Below are 20308 nucleotides of genomic sequence, written 5' to 3'. Positions count from 1 at the left end.
GGGTGCGGTGAACGAGCCACCGGTCCTGGAGATACGCGACCTGCACGTCACGTTCACCGCACACGGACGCGAGATCCCCGCGGTGCGCGGGGTGGACCTGACCATCGAGCGCGGCCAGACGCTCGCGCTGCTCGGCGAGTCCGGCTCGGGAAAATCCGTCACGGCCAAGGCCGTCATGGGCCTGCTCGACCAGCCCGGCGCCCGGGTGCGCTGCGAGAGCGCCAAGCTCGGCGGGCGCGACCTGCTCGCGATGACCGAGGACCAGCTGCGCGCGCTGCGCGGCAGCGAGATGACACTCGTCTTCCAGGACGCGCTGTCGGCGCTCAACCCCGTGCTCAGCATCGGCGACCAGATCGGCGAGCTCTACCGGGTGCACCGCGGTCTGTCCCGCCGGGAAGCCAAGGCCCGCTCGATCGAGATGCTGGACCTGGTCGGCATCCCGGCCGCGGCCAAGCGGATCAACGACTACCCGCACCAGTTCTCCGGCGGGATGCGGCAGCGGATCCTGGTCGCCATGGCGGTGGCGCTGGAGCCCGACCTGATCATCGCCGACGAGCCGACGACCGCGCTCGACGTGACCGTGCAGGCGCAGATCCTGGAGCTGATCGACCGGCTGCGGCGCGACCTGGGCACCGCGGTGCTGCTCATCACCCACGACCTCGGGGTCGCCGCCGAGGTCAGCGACCGGGTGGCGGTGATGTACGCGGGCCGCATCGTCGAACGCGGCGAGGTCGAGGAGATCTACGACCTGCCCGCGCACCCGTACACGGAGGCCCTGCTCGCCGCCATCCCCGACCTCGACGCCCCCGCCTCGGAGCTGCGCGCCATCCCCGGCGCCCCGCCCAGCCCCGCCGAGACCCCGCCCGGCTGCTCCTTCGCGCCGCGCTGCGAGCGCGCGAGCGAGGTGTGCGTGACCACCCGGCCCGCCCTGACGCTGCTGGAGACCGGCGCCGGCCGCTACACCGCCTGCCACCACTCGGAGGAGATGCTCGATGGCGCCCTCGCCTGACGTCAGGGAGCCCGTGCTGCGGGCGACGAACCTGCACAAGACCTACCGCTCCGGGCTGCTGTCCAGGGGCGGCGGAGTGCGCGCGGTCGCGGGCGTGGACCTGGAACTGTACGCCGGTGAGACGCTGGGCATCGTCGGCGAGTCCGGCTGCGGCAAGTCCACCCTGGCCCGCATGCTCGTCGGTCTCGAACGCCCCGACCAGGGCGAGGTCACCTTCCGCGGGCAGCCCTTCTTCACCAGGGGCGGCGTGCCGCGCGACATCCGGCGGCGGGTCCAGATGGTCTTCCAGGACCCGCTCACCTCGCTCAACCCGCGCATGACGGTGCACGACATCGTGGCCGAGCCGCTGCGCGTGCACCGGCTGGCGCAGGGCTCGCGCGCCATGCGCGACCGGGTCGGGGAACTGCTGACGCTGGTGGGACTGTCCCCCGACCGGATGAACCGGTTCCCGCACGAGTTCTCCGGCGGGCAGCGGCAGCGCATCGGCATCGCCAGGGCCCTCGCCACCGAGCCCGACGTGATCGTGTGCGACGAGCCGGTCTCGGCGCTGGACATGTCGGTGCAGGCGCAGGTGGTCAACCTGTTCGCGCAGTTGCAGCGCACGCTCGGGGTGGCGCTGGTGTTCATCGCGCACGACCTGGCCGTGGTGCGGCACGTGTCGCACCGGGTGGGGGTGATGTACCTCGGGCGGGTGGCCGAGACCGGACCGGCGGCCGGGGTGTACGGGGCGCCGGCGCATCCGTACACGATGGCGCTGCTGTCGGCGGCTCCCGTGCCGAAGCCGCGGTTGAAGGGGCGCTCGCGCATCATGCTCGCAGGGGACCCGCCGAGCCCGGTCGCGCCGCCGCCGGGGTGCCGGTTCCACACGCGCTGCTGGAAGGCCACCGAACGGTGCGCCGAGGAGGAGCCGGTGCTGGAGCCGGGGCCGGACGGAGGCGACCACCACGCCGCCTGCCACTACGCGGAGCGGGCCTCCTGAGTCACGGGCGGCGGCTCCTCTGAGTCACGGGTCCCGGCGGACGACGACGAGTGCCACGTCGTCCTCGCGCGCTCCGAACGCGGCCAGCATCCGGTCGGCGAACTCCTCCAGATCGTCCTCGACGACCTCCGCGAGCCGCCTGGCGGTCTCCATGCTCTCGTCCAGCGAGATGTGCCGGTCCTCCACGAGCCCGTCGGTGAACAGCAGCAGCGTGCCGCCGGGCGGCAGCTTCAGCCGGTCCACCGTGTACGACTCCGGCAGGGCGCCGAGCAGCAGGTTGCCCAGGTTGTGATAGGCGCAGCCGGGACCGGAGAACAGCGGCGGGATGTGACCGGCGTTGGCCACCTCCATCTCCCCCGTGGCCGGGTCGATGAGCACCAGGCACAGCGTGGCGGTCATGCGCGGGTGGTAGCGCCGCATCATCTGGTTGAGCAGGTCGAGCGAGGCGCTGAGGTCCACCTGGCCGATGAACGAGGCCCGCATGGCGTGGCGCAGCTCGGCCATCACGGTCGCGGCGTGCAGCGAGTGCCCCTCCACGTCGCCGATGGCCACCAGCACCCGGTGATCGACCGGCAGCACCTCGTAGAAGTCGCCGCCCACCTCGATGTTGTCCGCGGCCGGCTGGTAACGCATCGCCACCTGAAGGCCGGGCACCTCGGGGATGCGGGTGGGCAGCAGGCTGCGCTGCAGCGTGAGCGCGATCGTGTGCTCCTCCGCGTACGCGCGCAGCGCGTCCACCGCCAGGGCCAGCTCCTGGCCGAGCTGGCGCAGCAGGTTCACCTCGTCGGTGTCGAGCGGCGGCTCGGCCTCCACCCCCAGGTAGATGGGCGCCTTCGAGTTCTTCGTCCGGCAGAGCACGCCCGTGCTGCTGCCCTCCGTCCGCACGTCGGGCACCAGACCGCGCCACTCGTCCGCGTGCAGGGTGAACACGTGGGTGCGGGCCGCCTCCCGCTGCACCATCCGGCTGAGCCGGCCGAGCAGGTCGGGCCCGGCGGGGGCGGCGACGGCCCGCTCGCCCGGTTTGGCGCGGTAGCGGCGGATCCGTCCGTCGGGCATCAGCGCCAGGGTGCCGCAGTAGCGGTTCAGCAGCTCGGCCGAGCCCTCGACGGCCACCGTCAGCAGCTCGTCGAACGTCTCGGACTCGTTGATGCGCAGCGTCACCTCGGCCAGCAAGGCCAGGCGCCTGGCCATGAGCTCGGCCCGCCAGCGCGCCCGGTAGTAGCGCAGCATGGCCTCGACCGTGGCGGCGAACTCGGCCGGCTCGATCGGCTCGGCCAGGTAGGCGTCCGCGCCGCGCTCCAGCCCCTCGGCCCGGTCGGCCACGGTGATGGCGTTGGCCGAGACCTGGATGACGGGGATCGCGGCGGTCTCCGGGTCGGCCTTGATGCGCTCGCACACCTCGTACCCGGGGATGTCGGGCAGCCGCACGTCGAGGACGACCAGGTCGACGTGGTGCGCGGCGAGCAGCCGCAGCGCCTCCTCGCCGCCGCTCGCCTCGATCACGGTGTGCCCTGCCCGGCGCAGCCAGCTCGACAGGATGTACCGCTTCGTCGGCGTGTCGTCGACCACCATGACGGTCGCCGTCTCAGGCATCCTTCGTCCCCTTCGCGCCGCGGATGGCATGAAGCAGTTGTTCCCTTCTCAAACCGTGCTTGGACAGCACCTTCTTGGTGTCGGGAGCCTGCTGCGGCGAGATCGTCACCACGACCACGGGGATGTCGCGCAGCCGCTCGTCCTCGGCCATCCGCTGGAGCAGCACGCTGCCGTCCAGGCGCGGCATGAGCAGGTCGACCAGGATCACGTCGGGCGGGGCCGCCGCCATCAGCTCCAGCGCCACGGCCCCGTCGGGGGCCTCGTCGACGTGTGTGGCGAAGCCGTACAACATGCGGCGGGCGGCGGCGCGGAACACCTCGTCGTCGTCGGCGACCAGCACCCGCTCCAGCTCGGGCGGCCCGCTGTAGTGGGGCAGGCGCAGCGTGGCCGTGGTGCCCTCGCCCTCCGCGCTGGCCAGCTCAAGGGTGCCGCCGAGCGCCTCGGCGAGCCTGCGGGCGTACGGCAGGCCGAGCCCCGTCCCCCGGTACCTCACCTGCAAGGAGCCGGGGATCTGGTAGAAGTCCTCGAACACGCGGTCGATGTGGTCGGGCGGGATGCCGATGCCCGTGTCGCTGACCGTGATGACGGCCTCGTTCTCGGCGTCGTCGAGGCGGGCGCGCAACGTCACCGCGCCGCGCTCGGTGAACTTCAGCGCGTTGGACAGCAGGTTGCGCAGGATCCTGACCAGCATGCCCTCGTCGGCGTACAGCTCGGCGGCCTCGGTGGCCACGTCGTGGCGCAGCTCGACGCCGGCCTGCTCGCTCGTCGGGCGCATCGTCACCCGCAGCTGCTCGGCGACCTGGACCAGGTTCACGTGCGCCGGCTGCGGGTCCAGGCGGCCCGACTCCGCCTTGGCCATGTCGAGCAGCTCGCTGACCAGCTCAAGCAGCGTCTCGGTCGAGCTGCCGATGAGCCGTACCTGATGCTCCTGCTCCTCGGTGAGCTCGTCGCCTCCTGGGCCGGTCAGCAGCCTGACCAGGCCGATGACCGAGTTGAGAGGCGTGCGCAGCTCGTGGCTGACGGTGGCCCAGAAGCGGTTGCGCGCCTCGGTGGTCTCGCGCAGCAGGCTCGACCTCTCGTCCAGCTCGGCGTAGAGGGCGACCACTCCCCTGTTGGTCTCCTCCAGCTCGTCGGAGAGCTGGTTGTACATCGCCAGCACACCGGAGTTGGTCTCCTGGAGCTCGGCGTTGAGCCGCAGCACATCCTCCAGCGTGCCGGCCAGCTCCTTGTTCTGCTCGCGCAGCTCGTCGAGCGCGGAGACCGGCGAGAGCCGGGCGAGCCTGGTGCGCATCTCCTCGACGGGTACGGCCCGTGGGAGGACGCGCAGCCGTTTGGACAGCGTCACGCTGTGCTCGTCGAGCGCGACCGAGTCCACCAGCCGGCCGGCCAGTGTCAGGCCCTCGGAACCGGCCAGGTCGGAGCGCCCGGTGTGCTCCAGGGTGATGAGCAGCCACTGGTCGTCGAGGGAGACCGTGGCGCTCGACCCGGGGCCGTACACCTCGCGGCCGGCCTCGCTGAGCGCCGTCGCCACCCGGATCTGGTCCTGCTGGTCGAGCCCGGCCAGCTCGGCGGCGGCGCGGCCGATGCGGCGCAGCACGAAGACGTCCTGGTCGGCGTCGAGCCGGACGCGGACGAGCTCAGCGGCCGGCATGGCCGGGCCTCACCGTCACCACGCAGGCGTCGTCGCGCCTGCTGCCCGCCTCGCGCAGGAGCCCCGCGGCGATCACCGCCGGGGTGCGGGCGAACAGGCCGGGGATCGCCGCCGGGTCCCAGCGGTCGGTCAGCCCGTCGCTGTGCATGACCACGACGGCGTACGCGGGCAGCTCGTAGGAGTACTGGCGCAGCCGGCCTCCCCGATGCCCCGCGATGCCGGGAACCGACACCATGCCATGCCGTCCTTCCCCGTGCGCGACCCAGCCGGAGACGTTGCCCAGGCCGGAGTAGGAGACACCGCCCGGCTCGACGCGGGCGACCGCCACGGCGCCGCCCCTGGTGCCGGACATGCCGGCGTGCAGGCGTGCCACGATGTCCAGCGGCTCCTGGTCGCTCACGCCGTGGAACAGCTCCACGGCCCGCTGCGCGGCCTGCGCGGCAATGTGGCCGTGCCCAAGCCCGTCGCAGACCAGCACGGTCGTCACCGAACCCGACCTGGCGATGGCGAAGCCGTCACCGGACACGGGCTCCTCGCCGATCGGCCGCGTCACGCCGCCGGCCAGCAGCGGCGGCGGGGCCGCGCCGTCCGCGGTGAAGTACATGGCCAGGACGGTTCCCCGGCCTGGCAGGGAGTGAACGTCGTAGCCGGAGGCGATGCGGGCGATGGCGCCCAGCCCGATGCCGAGGGTGCCGGAGGTGGAGTAGCCGTCGCGCAACGCGCGGGCCACGTCGGCCATGCCGGGGCCGCGGTCCAGGCAGATGAGCTCCACGGTGGCCGGGGCCTCGGGGTGGGGGCGCACCATGACCGTGCCCTCGACCGCGTGCTTGACCAAATTGGAGACGGCCTCGCTGACGGCCACGGCCGTCTGCCCGACGAGCACCGGGTCGAATCCGGCCGCCTCGGCCAGCCCGACGGCCTTGCGGCGGACCGCGCCGACCGCGCTGGGGTCCTCGGCGCGGACCCAGTCGTCTACGCGAGGACCGGTCACCGCGCCCATGCCACCACACCCCAGGTCACCGGGCCCCGTGTCACCGCACCCCGTGTCGCTGGGCCTCGTTTTTCTGGGCCCCAGGTCACCGGGCCCCAGGTCGCCGGGTCCGGTGTCATCGGGCCCATTTGGTCACCGTCACGGTCGTGCCCTTCCCCGGCCCCGACAGCAGGTCGAACTCGTCGACCAGCCGGCGTGATCCGCTGAGCCCGAGCCCGAGGCCGTTCCCGGTGGTCCAGCCGTCGGTCAGGGCCAGTTCGAGGTCGGGGATGCCGGGGCCCTCGTCGGTGACGACCAGTTTGAGCCCGCGTCTGGGGCCGTTCTCGACGACCAGGATGCGCACGTCGCCGCCGCCTGCGTACACCAGGGCGTTGCGCGCCAGCTCGCTGGCCGCGGTGACGATCTTGGTCTGATCGACGAGGGACAGGCCCACCTCGATGGCGACGCTCCGTACGAGCTGGCGCACCGCGACGACGTCGGCGCTGCTCGCGATGACGACCTCGCGCTCGCCGCTCACGGCGTCGCGCTCCGGATGTGGTCCAGCAGCGCGACCCCCTTCTCCAGATTGAGTGCGGTACGGACGCCGCCCAGCGACAGCCCGAGCTCGACGAGCGTGATGGCCACGGCCGGCCGCATGCCGACGACCACGGTCTGCGCGTCGAGCATGCGGCACATTCCGGCGATCGTGGCCAGCATCCGGCCGATGAAGGAGTCGACGATCTCCACGGCGGTGATGTCGATGATCACTCCCCTGGCGCCGTGCTCCACCACGGCGTCGGCGAGGTCTTCCTGGAGGGCGAGCACGCTCTGGTCCTCCAGGTCGATCTGGATGGAGACGATGAGGACGTCACCGAGTTTGAGTACGGGAACGTGCTGCACTAGGCGTTCTCCGCCCGGATGGAGACGTGCGCCTGACGCGCCCGGCCCACTTCGATGCCCGCGCGCCTGAAGGTGTGCGCGAGCGCGTCGGCCAGGGACGCCTTCGTCACGATGTCGCCGAACTCGACGCCGAGCGTGACGAGGGTGTGCGCGATCTGCGGGCGGATGCCGGAGATGACGCACTCCGCGCCCATCAGGCGAGCCGCGACGACCGTCTTCAGCAGGTGCTGGGCGACCTGGGTGTCGACGGCGGGGACGCCGGTGATGTCGATGATCGCGTGCTCGGCACCGGTGTCGACCAGCGTCTGCAGCAGCTTCTCCATCACGACCTGGGTGCGGGCGGAGTCGAGGGTGCCGATCAGCGGCACCGCCACGATGCCGTCCCATATCTTGACCACCGGCGTGGACAGTTCGAGCAGCTGCTCGGCCTGGTCCAGAATGATCTTCTCGCGGGCGTCGGTGTACGTCTCGAACGTGTAGAGCCCCAGGTCGTCGATCAGCCGGGAGAACCAGACCAGCCCACCGGCCGCCTCGGCCCAGTCGGCATCGGCCTCGGTGAGCTCGAAGACGACCTCCTTCAGCCCGAACACCGCCCTGGCCGTGTCGGAAGGCGCGAAGCCGGCGCGGGCCCGCGATCGTGAGAGCTCGGCCAGCAGTCCGCGGACGTCGGCGAAGTCGTTCTTGCCCGCGTCGAGTGCGGCGAGCAGCGCCCGGTAGAGCTCCGACAGCTCCTCCGAGGACGCCTTGGCGATCTTGACCCAGCGGCTGATGACCTGCTCTTCATTGGTCCTGAGCAGTTCTTGCATGCGTCGCCTGGCTGTGTCGGCTTGAACGGACAAGGATCACTCCATTAGGGGCGGCCAGCAATGGTCGTATGCTAGTGCGAATTATCGGCATCAGGCACTCCATTGAGGGCTCTCCAGTGTCACCGACCGTGTACGCCCGTGCGGGCCGGAGCGCGTTCATGACGCCCACCGAAAACGATCTCTTGCTGCCGGATGCCCCGGCAAATGGAGGTTTTGCCGCTTAATTTCCCGCGCACGGGATCTCTTTCACTATAAGTGCGGCGGGCGAATGCTTTTCCGCTGCCGCGCCCGGCGGAACGCCGATCACACAGGGTCTCCGGGCGTCGGCGCGGGAACCCGGCTCTTGGTGGCGCCGTTCATGGGTACGGAAGTGGAGAGGCAGGATTTGCTGACATGGTGTCGTCATCAGCTTGACGCCGGATGCCGGCGTTTGTGACACTTCGTCATGAAACGTCAGCACGAGAGGTGGGCCGCGTGACCGCGTCGTTCTCCGAGACCCTGCGAACCGCCACCTGGGCCGACCACGAGTCCGCCGAGTCGGAAGGTTACCTCTCCGCGTTGATGGCCGGGCGGCTGAGCGAGCACGACTACGGCGAGATGGTGGCTCAACACTACTTCGCCTACACCGCGCTCGACGGCGTCTCGCGCGCACTCGCCGACCACCCGGTGGCCGGCCGCTTCGTCTTTCCCGAGCTCTACCGGGAGCCCGCGCTGGAGCGCGACCTTGAGACGATCTACGGCTCCGGCTGGCGGGAGCGGATCACCCCGTCGAAGTCGACCCGCACCCTCGTGGCCCGCATCCAGCAGGTGGCCGACTGGCCGGCCGGCTACGTGGCCCACCACTACACCCGTTACCTGGGCGACCTCTCGGGCGGGCAGTTCATCCGGATGGAGCTGCAGAAGATCTACGGGTACGCCAAGGGCGGCGGCGTCGACTTCTACATCTTCGACGAGCTGGGCAGCCTGCCGCGGTTCAAGACCGAATACCGCTCCCGGCTCGACGAGCTGGGCACGGGGCTCGCGGAGCGGGAGCAACAGCGGATGATCGGCGAGGTCAAGCTGGCCTACCAGCTCAACACCGAGGTGCTGGGCGACCTGGCCCACCTGGCCAGAGCCGCCGCCTGACCCACCCGCCCGCCGCACCTGGCCGGCGCTGCCGCCCGGCCGCCGCAGACGGCGGCTGCGGGTCAGTGCGCTGTTCCGGACAATTCGCCGGACAGCTTGGCGTGCATCTCCGCGCTCGGCTCGTTCAGGCCGACGATCCGCACGCTCTTGCCGCGGGCGGCGTACTTGGCCTGCACGGCGTCAAGCGCGGCGACCGAGGTGGCGTCCCAGATGTGCGCGCCCGACAGGTCGATGACCACCTGTGCGGGGTCGCCGGCGTAGTCGAACCGGGTGACCAGGTCGCCGGTGGAGGCGAAGAAGAGCTGTCCGGTGACGGCGTAGACGGCCTGCTCGCCGTCGGGGTCGACGACGGCCGAGACCTGGGCGAGGTGCGCGACCCGGCGGGCGAAGATCACCAGCCCGGTCAGCGATCCGGCGACGACGCCGATCGCCAGGTTGTGCGTGGCGACCACGACGGCCACGGTGACGACCATGACGGTGATCTCGCCCGCGGGCATGCGCCGCAGCGTGGCCGGGGCGACGGAGTGCCAGTCGAAGGTGCCGAACGAGACCAGCACCATCACCGCGACCAGCGCGGCCATCGGGATCTGCGACACCCACGGCCCGAAGACGATGCACAGCACCATGAGCATGACCCCGGCGGTGAACGTGGACAGGCGGGTGCGGGCGCCGTTCTTCACGTTGATCATGGTCTGGCCGATCATGGCGCAGCCGCCCATGCCGCCGAACAGGCCGGTGACGATGTTGGCCAGGCCCTGGCCGATGGATTCGCGGGTCTTGCTGGAGCGGGTGTCGGTGATGTCGTCGACGAGCTTGGCCGTCATCAGCGACTCCATCAGGCCGACCAGGGCGAAGGCGAGCGCGTACGGGGCCAGCAGGGTGAGCGTGTCCAGCGTGAGGGGCACGTCGGGCAGCCCGGGCACCGGCAGCGACGACGGCAGCGTGCCGCGGTCGCCGACCGTGGGGACGGCCAGCCCCGCGCCGACGGTGATGGCGGTGAGCGCGGCGATGGACACCAGCGGCGCGGGCACGGCCCTGGTCAGCCGCGGGAAGAACACCATCAGCGCCAGCCCGCCGGCCAGCAGCGGGTAGACCGCCCACGGCACGCCGATCAGCTCGGGCACCTGCGCCATGAAGATCAGGATGGCGAGGGAGTTGACGAAGCCGACCATCACGCTGCGCGGGACGAACCGCATCAGCCTGGCCACGCCGAGGGCCCCGAGCACGATCTGGATGAGCCCGCCGAGGATGACGGTGGCGATCAGGTAGCCGAAGCCGTGCTCGCGCGCCAATGGCGCCACCACCAGGGCGATGGCGCCGGTGGCCGCCGAGATCATCGCGGGGCGGCCGCCGGCGACGGCGATGACGACCGCCATCGTGAAGGAGGCGAACAGGCCGACGCTGGGATCGACGCCGGCGATGATCGAGAACGAGATCGCCTCGGGGATGAGGGCGAGGGCCACGACCAGCCCGGCCAGGAACTCGGTGCGGGCCACCCTGGGGTGGAGCCAGGCCGGGCGGGCGAACACGGGCTTGCGGACTGCTGCGGGTGCGGGGCTGGGCAAGAAGTTCCTTCTGCGCGAGACGAACGCTCCTGTTCAGAGCCCCGGCGACTTTACCGTACAGGTCCGCGCGGGGGTCAGCGCGGCGGGAGCCGTACCCAGGCGCAGCCGTCCGGGGCCAGGAGCCCGTCCTCGACCGGCGCGCTGGCGAGCAGGACGTGGCCGGGCAGCGGCACGGAAGCGCCGGTGAAGTTCACGAAGCAGGCGAATCCCTCCTCCCTGGCGAAGGCCACCACGCCGGGCTCCGTGTCTAGCCATGTCAGCGCCGGGGGCAGCCCGGCGAGCAGGTCGCGGCGCAGCGCCAGCGCGGACCGGTAGAGGGAGAGCATCGAGCGGGGGTCGGCCGCCTGGGCGGCGGCGGTCAGGCCCTTCCAGGTGAGGGGCTGCGGCAGCCAGGGAGCGCGGGCCGCGCCGGGCGGCGAGAAGCCGAAGGGGTGCTCATCGCCCGACCAGGGCAGCGGCACCCGGCAGCCGTCCCTGCCCCGGTCGGTGTGGCTGGAGCGTTCCCACGTGGGATCCTGCAGCAGCTCATCGGGCAGGTCCTCCACCTCGGCCAGCCCGAGCTCGTCGCCCTGGTAGACGTAGACGCCGCCGGGCAGCGCCAGCGTGAGCAGCGCGGCCGCACGGGCCCTGCGCACACCCAGCTCCAGGTCACTGGGCGCGCCGTGGCGCTTGTTCCCCATGTCGAAGGCCGTCTCGGCGCGGCCGTAGCGGGTGACGTGGCGGATCGTGTCGTGGTTGGACAGCACCCAGGTGGGCGGCGCGCCGACGCTCTCGTGCGTGGTCAGGGTGGCGGTGATCACGTCGCGGACGGGGCCCGGCTCCCAGGCGCCGCACAGGAACTCGAAGTTGAACGCCGAGTGCAGCTCGCCGGGCCGCAGGTAGCGGGCGTACTGGGCAGGAGTCGGCAGCCACACCTCGCCGACGAACACCCGCTCACCCGGATAGGAGTCGGCGACCCGCCGCCACGACCGGTAGATCTCGTGCACGCCGTCGACGTCCTGGTACGGCAGGTCCGCCGGGTCCGGGTCCTCTCCCACGTCCGGCAGCCCGGCCTTCTTGACCAGCCCGTGCGCCACGTCCACGCGAAACCCGTCCACCCCGCGATCCAGCCAGAAGCGCAGGATGTCCTCGAACTCCCCGCGCACCTCCGGATGTTCCCAGTTGAGGTCCGGCTGCTCGGGGGCGAACAGGTGCAGATACCACTGCCCGTCCGCGACCCGCGTCCACGCCGGCCCGCCGAAGTAGGAGCGCCAGTCGTTGGGCGGCAGCTCGCCGTCGCGCCCCCGTCCCGGCCGGAACCAGAACCGCTCCCGCGCCGGCCCGCCCGCCAGCGCCTCGACGAACCAGGGGTGCCGCGCAGAGCAGTGGTTGGGCACCAGGTCGACGAGCAGGCGCAGGCCATGGGCGTGCACGTCGGCGATGAGCCGCTCGGCCTCGGCGAGCGTGCCGAAGACGGGGTCGATGTCGCGGTAGTCGGCCACGTCGTAGCCCGCGTCGGCCATCGGGGAGACGTACCACGGGGTGAGCCAGAGGGCGTCCACGCCCAGGTCGCGCAGGTAGGGCAGGCGCTGCCGGAGCCCGGCGAGGTCGCCGACGCCGTCTCCGTTCCCGTCGGCGAAGCTGCGCACGTAGATCTGGTAGATCGCGGCGGTACGCCACCAGGCGGCGGACGGCACGGACGGCTGGGGATGGGACACGTGGCTCCTGACTGTCAACGGAGGAGGAGAAGCAGAGAAGAGGAGGAGAAAGGGGGCATCCCGCGAGATGCCCCCCGGGGGTCCGGCCGTCACCGGCCACATGTCCGCCGGGGTGCGGCCGTCACCGGCCGCATGTCCCCGGGGTGCGGCCGTCACCAGCCGCTGTTGCCCTGACCTCGGACGAAGGTGTAGCCGGTGAGGTTGTTCAGGCCGCCGGACGCGGCCCCGGTGACCTTGACGCCGCTCGCGGTGGCGCTGCCGGCCGCGGCGGCCTCGATGCCGTACGTGCCGGCGCCGGAGATGGTGACGTTGTCGAGGGTGAGGCCCGAGATGGTGCGCTGCCAGCTCAGCAGCAGCCCCTGGTGGAGGCTGTCGCTGACGGTGACGTCCTGGACCACGACGGCCGCGGTGATGTCGGCCGTGTCGGCGTAGATCCACAGGCCGCCGAGCTGGGCTCCCCAGTTGGGCTCGTACCCGCCGGTCCTGGTGAGCGTGTTGCGCCGGACGGAGGTCGTGCCGCTGAAGGGCACCGGCGCGAAACGGGTGCTGATCGCGATGCCGGCCGAGGCGGTCACGGTGTCGGACAGCAGGTTGTCCTCGACCCGGTTGCCGGAGCCGCCGTAGACGCCGACGGCGTTGGCCAGCATCGGCAGCGTGACCGTGTTGAAGGTGAACGCGCAGTTCGTCACCGCCGCGCCCTGCGAGAACATGGCCAGCCCGTCGTCCCCGGTGTTACGGACGACGCTCTGGTCGAAGCGGGTGTCGCGGACGTTCGCGTGGATGTTGACGCCGTCGGCGAACGTGTCGCGGATGCGCACCCCGGCGACGTACAGGCCGTCGGTGCCGGAGTCGATCCACATGCCGACCTTGACGTGCTCCATCCAGACGTTGTGCACCAGGGAGCCGGTGCCGAAGTTCCCCTCGATGCCGGTGTCGAAGGCGGCGTCGTCGCGGTAGCGGACGTCGCCGGCGATGGTCAGATCGGCGATCTGCACGCCTGAGCCGGTGGCGAAGAAGCCGCCCTTGCCGTTCGTGCCGCGGACGGTGCTGTACCACTGGCCCGCGCCGCGTACCGCGACCCCGGCCACGTTGATCCGGGCGCCGATGACGAACGTGCCCTGCGGGATCCACACGCCCTTGCCCTGGGCGCGGGCGGCCGCGATGGCGGCGTCGATCGCGGCGGTGTCGTCGCCGGCGTCGTTCGCGACGGCGCCGTAGGAGGTGATGGACAGGTGGTCGGCGGGCATGGGCAGCGCGGGGGCGACCTGCTCGGTGTCGATCAGGTCGATGACATAGTAGGCGGCGCTGGACGAGGCGTCCTTCTGCAGCTTCAGCACCGTGCCCGCGGGCTGGGCGGGGATGCGGGCGCGGGCCTCGTCGAAGAAGTGGTGCGGGCTGCCGCCGGCCGGGTCGTTGCCGTACGGGTAGGCGCCGTAGACCCAGCTGTAGGTAGAGCTCAGCGTGAGGTCCTGCAGCTTGACGCCGTCGGCGTACAGGGCCAGCGGGGCGGTGATCCCGGTTCCCGCCGCGTTGTCGGGGACGATGTGGCGCACGACGATCGAGTTCGCCGGCCTGGTCAGGGTGAACTGGACGTACTCGCCGGTGGCGTCGAGCTTGACGGCGCGGCGGCCCGACGCCTCGGCGGCCTGGGTGAGGTAGGCGCGGTCGGGGCCGATGACGGAGGCGTTCGTCGTGCCCTGCTCGGCCTCGTACTCGGTGTAGGGGACGGTGGCGCCCCTGGCGGCGAGGGTGCCGGCGCCGGCGACGGTGATGCCGTCGAGGGCGACGCCGCCGGTGTCGCCGCTGTCGTACTGGTAGCCGATGAGGTTGAGGCCCGCGCGCAGGGTCAGCGTATGGGTGAGGGTGAGCCAGCCGGAGCCGGCGGGCAGGGTGAGGCGGCCGGCCTTGAGCCCGTTGACGTACGCGGTGAGCGTCCTGGCGCCGCCGGTCGCGTTGGCGTAGCGCAGCGTCGTGGCGGCCGAGCCCGCGGCGGGCATGGTCACGGTGCGGATGGCGCGGGCACCGGGCGTGGTGAACCCGGTGGCATAGCCCGTTCCCGCGTAGCCGCCGATCGAGGTGGCCACGCTCGCGCCGCCGGACAGGAACGCGCTCTCCATCTCGTACGGCAGCGCCGCCACCGGATCGGCGACCGTGATGCTGTCCAGGTTGACGTTGCCGAGGTCGGTGGCGTCGAAGCGGTAGGCGATGGTGTTCTGACCGGCGTTGAGAGTGAACGTCTCGTCCCTGGTGGCCCAGGTGTTCCAGACGCCGACGGCGGGCAGGGAGATCTGGCGGATCTTGGCGCCGTTGACGTACACGGACAGGGACATCGTGGCGGTGGTGCCGTTGGCGTAGCGCAGGCCGACGGTGGCCGCGCCCGAGGTGGCGGCGGTGACGGTGAACGTGGTGGCGGCGCGGCCCTTGTTGCCGTCGGTGTAGCCGGCCACGAAACCGCTGCCGGTGTAGCCAGCGTGCTCGGTGCTGACGGCCGCGCCGCCGGACAGGGCGGCCGATTCGGCCTGGTAGGTGCGGGTGGCGGCCTGTGCGGCGGGAAGGGCCACGAAGGCGAGGGCGATGGCGGGGAGGAGGGCGAGCAACAGGGTTCTGAGCGTGCTTCCGGACAGCGTGTTCTCTGGCAGCGTGTTTTCTGGCAGCCTGTTTTCGGGCATGGCGGACCGGGCTCCTTACTCGGGGTGAGGGGTGGATCAGCCCTTGAGCGCGCCGGCCGACAGGCCGTTGAGTATGCCGCGCTGGAAGATCATGAAGATGACGATCATGGGGATGGAGGCGATGGCGAGCGCGGCGAACATCTCGTTCTGGGGCACGTACCCCGTCATGGCCAGCCGGCTCAGCGCCACGCTGAGCGTCTGCGCCTGAGGGTCGCGCAGCACCAGCAGCGGCCAGAGGAAGTCCTTCCACGAGCCGATGATCGCGAAGATCGACACGACGGCGAGCACCGGCCGCGACAGCGGCAGCACGACGCTCCACAGGGTGCGCAGCCGCCCGGCCCCGTCGATGGCCGCCGCCTCCAGCAGCTCGCCGGGGATCCGGTCGAAGAAGCGCTTGAGCACGTAGATGTTGAAGGCGTTGGCCGCGGCCGGCAGCCACAGCGCCCACGGCGAGTCGACCAGGTTGACGCCGAAGATCGGCACGTCCACCACGGCCAGGTATTTCGGCACGAGCAGCGCGTCGGCCGGGAGCATGAGGCTGGCCAGGATCAGGCCCAGCACCAGCTTGCCGAGCACGGGCCGAAGGCGTGACAGCGCGTACGCCGCCGCCACGTCCACCACGAGGGTGACGAGCCAGACGCCGGCCGTGTAGAAGGCGGTGTTGAGCAGGAACCTGCCCAGGTCCAGCCGCTCCCACGCGACGGCGAACGTCTCGGGGTGCCACGCGCGCGGCACCAGCGTGGGCACCGGCTCGGCCAGCTCGGCGGGCGCCTTCATGGCTCCGGTGATCATCCAGTACAGGGGGAAGATGAAGATCAGCAGGAACAGCGCGGCCATCGCCGTCAGCGCGGCCCAGTAGAGGACGCGGCGGTGGCCCCGGTTGAGGTCGGCCTCGGAGATCAACGTCCTGGCGGCGGGCTCGCGCCGCGCCCGCCGGCGACCGCGGGCGCGCCGCGACCGGCCTGGCGGCGGCCCGGCGACGGCGGCCGGGCGCACGGTGGTGAGGGTCATCTCAGTCCTTGTCGCGGGTCAGGCGCAGGTACGCGGCCGAGAACGCGCCCAGCACCACGAACAGCAGCACACTCATCGCGGCGGCCAGGCCGAAGTCGTTGTTGACGGTGAAGGCGTAGCGGTAGACGAGCACCAGCACCGTGATCGTGTCCGGGTTGGTGGTGCCGGTCAGCTGGTACGGCTCGATGAAGACCTGCATGGTCGCCACGATCTGCAGCAGGAGCAGCACCAGCAGGATGAAGCGCATCTGCGGCAGCACGACGTGCCTGACGCGCTGCCGGACGCCCGCGCCGTCGAGCTCGGCGGCCTCGTACAGTTCGCTCGGGATGGTGGCCAGGGCGGCCAGGTACATGATCGTGGCGCCGCCCATGTTCGCCCAGGTCGAGACGAGGACCAGGGAGATCATGGCCATCTTCGGCGACTGCGTCCAGTCGGAGGCGGGCAGGCCGATACCGGTCAGGATCGAGTTGAACAGGCCGTTGCCCGGGTCGTAGAAGTACTGCCAGAGCAGCACGCTGACGATCGGCGGCAGCATGACCGGGGTGTAGACGGCGATCCTGAAGAAGCCCTTGAGGTGCCGGAACTCGTTGATCACGATGGCCACCACGAACGGCACCGCGTACCCGAACAGCAGCGCCAGCCCGGTGAACTCCAGCGTGTTGGCCCAGGCGGTGAAGAACAGCGGGTCGTCGAACAGGGCGCGGAAGTTGTCCCAGCCCACCCAGACCGCGTCGGTGACGAAGTTGACCTGCTGGAAGCTGAGGACGATCCCCCTGACCAGCGGGTACCACGAGAACAGGGCGAAGCACGCGACGCCGGCCGCCAGGAAGGCCCAGGCGTGCAGGTTGCGGCGCAGCCAGGCCCCCCTCCGGCGGCCGCGGTGCGCGGGGACGGCCGTCACTTGACCGCGGCCAGGATCTGGCCGACCTGCTTCTCGGCGTTCGCCAGCAGCGCATCGACGTCGGCGTTCTCGTCGGTGAGGACCTTCTGCATGGCGGTGTCGAGCACGGCGTAGATCTGCTGCGCGTTCGGCGGCTCCAGCTTGACCGGGACGCGGCCGAGCGCCTCGGCGAACGGCGCGAAGTTCTTCGTGGGGACGGTGGCGTGCTTCTCGGTCGCCTCACGCTGCTTGCGCTCGGAGTCGCCGGTCCACACGTTCGGCTCGGGCAGGCCGACAGGCAGGCCCTTGGCGGCGGCCCGCGCGTTGTCGGCGTCGATGCGGTCGGGGTTCTTTCTGAACGTCAGCCAGGCCAGGCCCGCCTTGATCTGCTCCGGGCTGAGCCCGGCCTTGAACATGTAGCCGGAGCCGCCGCCGAGCGTGCCCTGGCCGCCGGGGATCGGGCCCATGCCGAAGTCGTCGTACGTGGACTTGAACCGGGTGACGGTGTTGGTCAGGTCGCCGGTCGAGCCGATCATCTGGCCCAGTTTGTGCGAGGCCATGAGCTTGACCAGGTCGTCGTACTCCAGCAGTTGCCGCTGCCCCATCGTGTCGTCGGTCCAGCGCATGTCCTTGAGCTGGCGCAGCACCTGGCGGCCCTGGTCGCTGTTGAAGGCGGGCTTCCAGGCGCCGGTGGCGTCCTTGACGGCGACGTCGCCGCCGACGGAGTAGATCTCGGCGGTGAAGTGCCAGCCGCCGGTGTTGGACTTGCTGTAGTCGCCGTAGCCGACGACGCCGCCGCCGAGCGCCGTCAGCTTCTTGGCGTTCTCGCGGACCTCTTCCCAGGTGAGCGGGGGCTTGTCGGGGTCGAGGCCGGCCTTCTTGTACAGGGCGCGGTTGTAGAGCAGGCCGAGGGAGTAGTTGTCGTCGGGCAGCCCGTACAGCTTGCCCTTGTCGTCGGAGAAGACCTTCATCAGGCCCGGCTTGTAGTCTTTGGTGACGGGGAAGTCCGCGAGGTACGGGCTGACGTCGGAGACCTGGCGCCTGGCGATGAGGTTCTGGGCGTCGGTGAGGTAGACGTAGAAGACGTCTTCGAGCTGGCCGCCGGCGATCTTGGCGCTGAACGTCTGAGGGTCCATGAAACCCTCCTTGGCCTCGATCCGGTAGTCCGGGTAGCGGGCCTCGAACGCCTTGACGTTCTCCTCGAAGACGGCCCGGTTGTACTCGTCGGTGGCCGGAGGCAGGCCGTTCACCGTGATGGTCACGGGACCGCCCGCCGGCTCCTGCTCCGGAGCCCCGCCGCCGCATGCCGCGCAGGCCAGCGTCGCGCAGACGGCCAGTGACAGCCCGAGGGCTCTGCCGCGCTTCATCCCTAGCGATCCCTTCCGTGGGGGGAACTTCCGCACCAGGGCAGCCCGGATCGCCAGCGGGACGCGCTGGTGTCACGTGGTGATGACCGGCATGTCGCCTGGAGGTTTCCGGGCGCCGAGGTGTTGCCAGAACCGTAGGACCGCGCTCGCCGGATGTCCATAGCGTGCCGCAAGAATCTTGCTGTGATATGAAATTTACTGACAGCGGCTCTGGGCTAGCGGGCGGGACACATCCCCGTGGATCCCCGCACGATCAGCTCGGGGTCGAACAGCACCTCGTCGACAGGCACCACATGGCCGTTGATCTGCGACATCAGCGCGGCGACCGCCGCGCCGCCCATGGCCGCGATGGGCTGGCGCACGGTGGTCAGGGGCGGGTCCGTGACGCTCATCAGGCTCGAATCGTCGAACCCGACCACGGACACGTCGGCCGGCACGCGCAGGCCCTGCTTGCGTACGGACTTGACGGCGCCGAGCGCGAGCGCGTCACTGGCGCACACCAGCGCCGTGGCACCCTCGCCCACCAGGCGCGCGGCGGCGGTGGCGCCGCCCTCCATGGTGAAGATCGTGTGCGCCACGAGCGCGCGCCACCCCGGCTCACCACGCTCGCCTGACCAGCGGCCGCGCACCCCCTGCGTCCCCTCCTCGCGCTCAGCGGCCTCTTCGGCGAAGGCGGCGAGCTTGCGCGCGGACGGGACGTGCCCGACCGGCCCTAGGATCAGCCCGATGCGCTCGTGCCCGAGAGCACGCAGATGGCCGAGCGCCTGCCGCACGGCGACCCCGTCGTCCACGCACACCCGGGGTACGTCGAGGTTCTCGTCGGCCGCGTTGATCAGCACGATCGGCAGCTTCCGCGCGCGCAACTCCTTGACCTGCGCCGCTCCGGCGTCGGCGTAGCTGCTGCCGATGAAGACGATGCCGCCGACGTTCTGGGCCAGCAACATCTGCACGTAGTGCGCCTCCGGCAGCCCGTCGGCGGTGCGCGTGCACAGGACGGGTAGCAGGTTGTGCCTGATCAGCTCGGTGACGACCAGCTCGGCCATGGCGGGGAAGATCGGGTTTTGCAGCTCGGGCAGCACGAGCCCGATCAGCGGTGCGCGCTGGTTGCGCAGCTTCTGCGGGCGCTCGTAGCCGAAGACGTCGAGCGCGGTGAGCACCGAGTCACGGGTGGCCTGGGCGATGCCCGGCTTGTCGTGCAGCACCCGGCTGACGGTGGCCACACTGACCCCGGCGAAGGCGGCCACGTCGGAGAGTCGTCTCGGCATGAGGCGATGTTACAACCGTTGCCGCAAAAATGGAAATGAGTAACGCAAGAAATCGACAGTCGCTTTACGACCGGCGAGGCAGGCCCGGCACGGCACGACGCGGATCGGCTTCAGCGGCGCTTCTCTCTCGCTCCCCCGCCGACAGAAAGACCATGTTGCCGGGAACGTCGGCGCGCGCCCGGCCTACGATTGACGCATGCCCCGCATCCAGGCCGCCACCATCGGCGAGCACCGCGCCCAGACGCGCGACAGGATCCTCCAGGCCGTCTCGCGCCTGTCGAGAGTGCAGGGCATCGACGCCATCTCCATGACCGACGTGGCGAGCGAGGCCGGCATCACCCGCACGGTTCTCTACAACTACTTCCCCGACAAGGCGGCGCTGCTGCTGGCGTTCACCGAGCGGGTGACCCAATACTTCATCGACGCCTACGAGCAGGAGATGCCCGCCGGGGCCGGGCCCGCCGACCGGCTGCGGGTGTTCGTCCGGCTGCAATTGGCGGGGCTGCTGGCCCATCCGCATCCGGGCGCGGCCGACCTCAGCGCCGCCCTGGGGCCCGACGCGTACCAGCGGCTGGCCGAGCACGTCGCGCCCATGCAGCGGATCCTGGCCGGGATCCTGGAGAGCGGCATCGAGGCCGGCGACTTCCGGGTGCTCGACGTCCCCGCCACGGCCCGGATGATCCTGGCCGTCATCGGCGCCGAGCGGCTCCCGCTGATCAGGGGCGACGTGACGGTCGAGGCGGCCGGCGCCGTGGTGTCGGAGTTCGTCCTCCGTGCCCTGGCCAGCGACTGACCCCGGCCGCCGGCGCCACGACTCCCCC

Annotated in this window: 17 protein-coding genes; 4 read left to right on the top strand and 13 right to left on the bottom strand. The window is 71.0% G+C overall.

Translation table 11 applies throughout. The features are described 5' to 3' along the window. The first annotated feature begins 7 nt into the window (after nucleotides 1–7). Entirely contained in the window at nucleotides 8–1009 is a 1002-nt protein-coding gene (locus tag AB0C28_RS05790; protein ID WP_357840945.1) for an ABC transporter ATP-binding protein, read from the top strand. Next, nucleotides 993–1988 carry an oligopeptide/dipeptide ABC transporter ATP-binding protein gene (locus tag AB0C28_RS05785; RefSeq protein WP_357840942.1) on the top strand — a complete coding sequence of 332 codons (996 nt, stop codon included), beginning with the start codon at nucleotides 993–995 and terminating at the stop codon, nucleotides 1986–1988. The genes AB0C28_RS05790 and AB0C28_RS05785 overlap by 17 nt, the downstream gene beginning before the upstream one ends. A gap of 24 nt (nucleotides 1989–2012) precedes the next feature. On the opposite strand, the gene AB0C28_RS05780 is transcribed toward AB0C28_RS05785, so the two are convergent. From AB0C28_RS05780 to AB0C28_RS05755, 6 genes are all read right to left on the bottom strand, one after another. After that, entirely contained in the window at nucleotides 2013–3581 is a 1569-nt protein-coding gene (locus AB0C28_RS05780) for a fused response regulator/phosphatase (protein ID WP_357840939.1), read from the bottom strand. Then, on the bottom strand, nucleotides 3574–5232 hold the full coding sequence (locus tag AB0C28_RS05775; protein ID WP_357840937.1) for an ATP-binding protein: 1659 nt from the start codon (nucleotides 5230–5232) through the stop codon (nucleotides 3574–3576). Before AB0C28_RS05775 ends, AB0C28_RS05780 begins: the two co-directional genes overlap by 8 nt. After that, nucleotides 5219–6232, bottom strand: a complete 1014-nt coding sequence (locus AB0C28_RS05770) for an ATP-binding protein (protein ID WP_357840934.1) — start codon at nucleotides 6230–6232, stop codon at nucleotides 5219–5221. Before AB0C28_RS05770 ends, AB0C28_RS05775 begins: the two co-directional genes overlap by 14 nt. A gap of 106 nt (nucleotides 6233–6338) precedes the next feature. Continuing rightward, nucleotides 6339–6740 (bottom strand): anti-sigma regulatory factor, encoded by a 402-nt coding sequence (locus tag AB0C28_RS05765; RefSeq protein ID WP_357840931.1) that lies wholly within the window; start codon nucleotides 6738–6740, stop codon nucleotides 6339–6341. Beyond that, nucleotides 6737–7102 carry an STAS domain-containing protein gene (locus AB0C28_RS05760; protein WP_357840928.1) on the bottom strand — a complete coding sequence of 122 codons (366 nt, stop codon included), beginning with the start codon at nucleotides 7100–7102 and terminating at the stop codon, nucleotides 6737–6739. Before AB0C28_RS05760 ends, AB0C28_RS05765 begins: the two co-directional genes overlap by 4 nt. Beyond that, a complete protein-coding gene (locus AB0C28_RS05755) occupies nucleotides 7102–7908 on the bottom strand; it encodes an STAS domain-containing protein (RefSeq protein WP_357840925.1) in 807 nt (268 codons plus the stop codon). The genes AB0C28_RS05760 and AB0C28_RS05755 overlap by 1 nt, the downstream gene beginning before the upstream one ends. A gap of 474 nt (nucleotides 7909–8382) precedes the next feature. Between AB0C28_RS05755 and AB0C28_RS05750 the strand changes: the two genes are divergently transcribed. Then, nucleotides 8383–9033 (top strand): biliverdin-producing heme oxygenase, encoded by a 651-nt coding sequence (locus AB0C28_RS05750; protein WP_357840922.1) that lies wholly within the window; start codon nucleotides 8383–8385, stop codon nucleotides 9031–9033. Between the two features lie 62 nt (nucleotides 9034–9095). Here the strand turns inward: AB0C28_RS05750 and AB0C28_RS05745 are convergent, their stop codons facing one another. The 7 genes from AB0C28_RS05745 to AB0C28_RS05715 form a co-directional block, all read right to left on the bottom strand. Continuing rightward, nucleotides 9096–10562, bottom strand: coding sequence for a SulP family inorganic anion transporter (locus AB0C28_RS05745; RefSeq protein ID WP_357843055.1), 1467 nt, complete (start codon nucleotides 10560–10562; stop codon nucleotides 9096–9098). Between the two features lie 110 nt (nucleotides 10563–10672). Continuing rightward, nucleotides 10673–12295 carry a glycoside hydrolase family 13 protein gene (locus AB0C28_RS05740; RefSeq protein ID WP_358073207.1) on the bottom strand — a complete coding sequence of 541 codons (1623 nt, stop codon included), beginning with the start codon at nucleotides 12293–12295 and terminating at the stop codon, nucleotides 10673–10675. 152 nt (nucleotides 12296–12447) lie between these two features. Next, the gene (locus AB0C28_RS05735) at nucleotides 12448–14964 is read right to left on the bottom strand and encodes a CBM35 domain-containing protein (protein WP_357840916.1); all 2517 of its coding nucleotides are present in this window, start codon (nucleotides 14962–14964) and stop codon (nucleotides 12448–12450) included. 36 nt (nucleotides 14965–15000) lie between these two features. Beyond that, the gene (locus AB0C28_RS05730) at nucleotides 15001–15975 is read right to left on the bottom strand and encodes a carbohydrate ABC transporter permease (protein ID WP_357840913.1); all 975 of its coding nucleotides are present in this window, start codon (nucleotides 15973–15975) and stop codon (nucleotides 15001–15003) included. Between the two features lies 1 nt (nucleotide 15976). Continuing rightward, complete coding sequence (locus AB0C28_RS05725) at nucleotides 15977–16876, bottom strand: sugar ABC transporter permease (protein ID WP_357840910.1); 900 nt, start codon at nucleotides 16874–16876, stop codon at nucleotides 15977–15979. Continuing rightward, on the bottom strand, nucleotides 16873–18222 hold the full coding sequence (locus AB0C28_RS05720; RefSeq protein ID WP_357840908.1) for an extracellular solute-binding protein: 1350 nt from the start codon (nucleotides 18220–18222) through the stop codon (nucleotides 16873–16875). Before AB0C28_RS05720 ends, AB0C28_RS05725 begins: the two co-directional genes overlap by 4 nt. Nucleotides 18223–18437: 215 nt before the next feature. Then, nucleotides 18438–19487: a LacI family DNA-binding transcriptional regulator gene (locus AB0C28_RS05715; RefSeq protein ID WP_357840905.1), complete on the bottom strand. Its 1050-nt coding sequence runs from the start codon at nucleotides 19485–19487 to the stop codon at nucleotides 18438–18440. Between the two features lie 196 nt (nucleotides 19488–19683). Between AB0C28_RS05715 and AB0C28_RS05710 the strand changes: the two genes are divergently transcribed. Then, nucleotides 19684–20280, top strand: a complete 597-nt coding sequence (locus tag AB0C28_RS05710; RefSeq protein WP_357840902.1) for a TetR/AcrR family transcriptional regulator — start codon at nucleotides 19684–19686, stop codon at nucleotides 20278–20280. Nucleotides 20281–20308: the final 28 nt, after the last annotated feature.

The sequence above is a fragment of the Nonomuraea sp. NPDC048892 genome (assembly GCF_040649735.1).
Lineage (GTDB): Bacteria > Actinomycetota > Actinomycetes > Streptosporangiales > Streptosporangiaceae > Nonomuraea > Nonomuraea maheshkhaliensis.
This window is presented reverse-complemented; position numbering and strand designations above follow the sequence as displayed.

Excerpts from the sequence above, each read along its gene's own strand:
- AB0C28_RS05755 (WP_357840925.1), bottom strand. The coding sequence starts at position 7,908 with ATGCAAGAACTGCTCAGGACCAATGAAGAGCAGGTCATCAGCCGCTGG.
- AB0C28_RS05770 (WP_357840934.1), bottom strand. The coding sequence starts at position 6,232 with ATGGGCGCGGTGACCGGTCCTCGCGTAGACGACTGGGTCCGCGCCGAG.
- AB0C28_RS05730 (WP_357840913.1), bottom strand. The coding sequence starts at position 15,975 with ATGACCCTCACCACCGTGCGCCCGGCCGCCGTCGCCGGGCCGCCGCCA.
- AB0C28_RS05775 (WP_357840937.1), bottom strand. The coding sequence starts at position 5,232 with ATGCCGGCCGCTGAGCTCGTCCGCGTCCGGCTCGACGCCGACCAGGAC.
- AB0C28_RS05715 (WP_357840905.1), bottom strand. The coding sequence starts at position 19,487 with ATGCCGAGACGACTCTCCGACGTGGCCGCCTTCGCCGGGGTCAGTGTG.
- AB0C28_RS05735 (WP_357840916.1), bottom strand. The coding sequence starts at position 14,964 with ATGCCCGAAAACAGGCTGCCAGAAAACACGCTGCCAGAGAACACGCTG.
- AB0C28_RS05710 (WP_357840902.1), top strand. The coding sequence starts at position 19,684 with ATGCCCCGCATCCAGGCCGCCACCATCGGCGAGCACCGCGCCCAGACG.
- AB0C28_RS05785 (WP_357840942.1), top strand. The coding sequence starts at position 993 with ATGGCGCCCTCGCCTGACGTCAGGGAGCCCGTGCTGCGGGCGACGAAC.
- AB0C28_RS05720 (WP_357840908.1), bottom strand. The coding sequence starts at position 18,222 with ATGAAGCGCGGCAGAGCCCTCGGGCTGTCACTGGCCGTCTGCGCGACG.
- AB0C28_RS05780 (WP_357840939.1), bottom strand. The coding sequence starts at position 3,581 with ATGCCTGAGACGGCGACCGTCATGGTGGTCGACGACACGCCGACGAAG.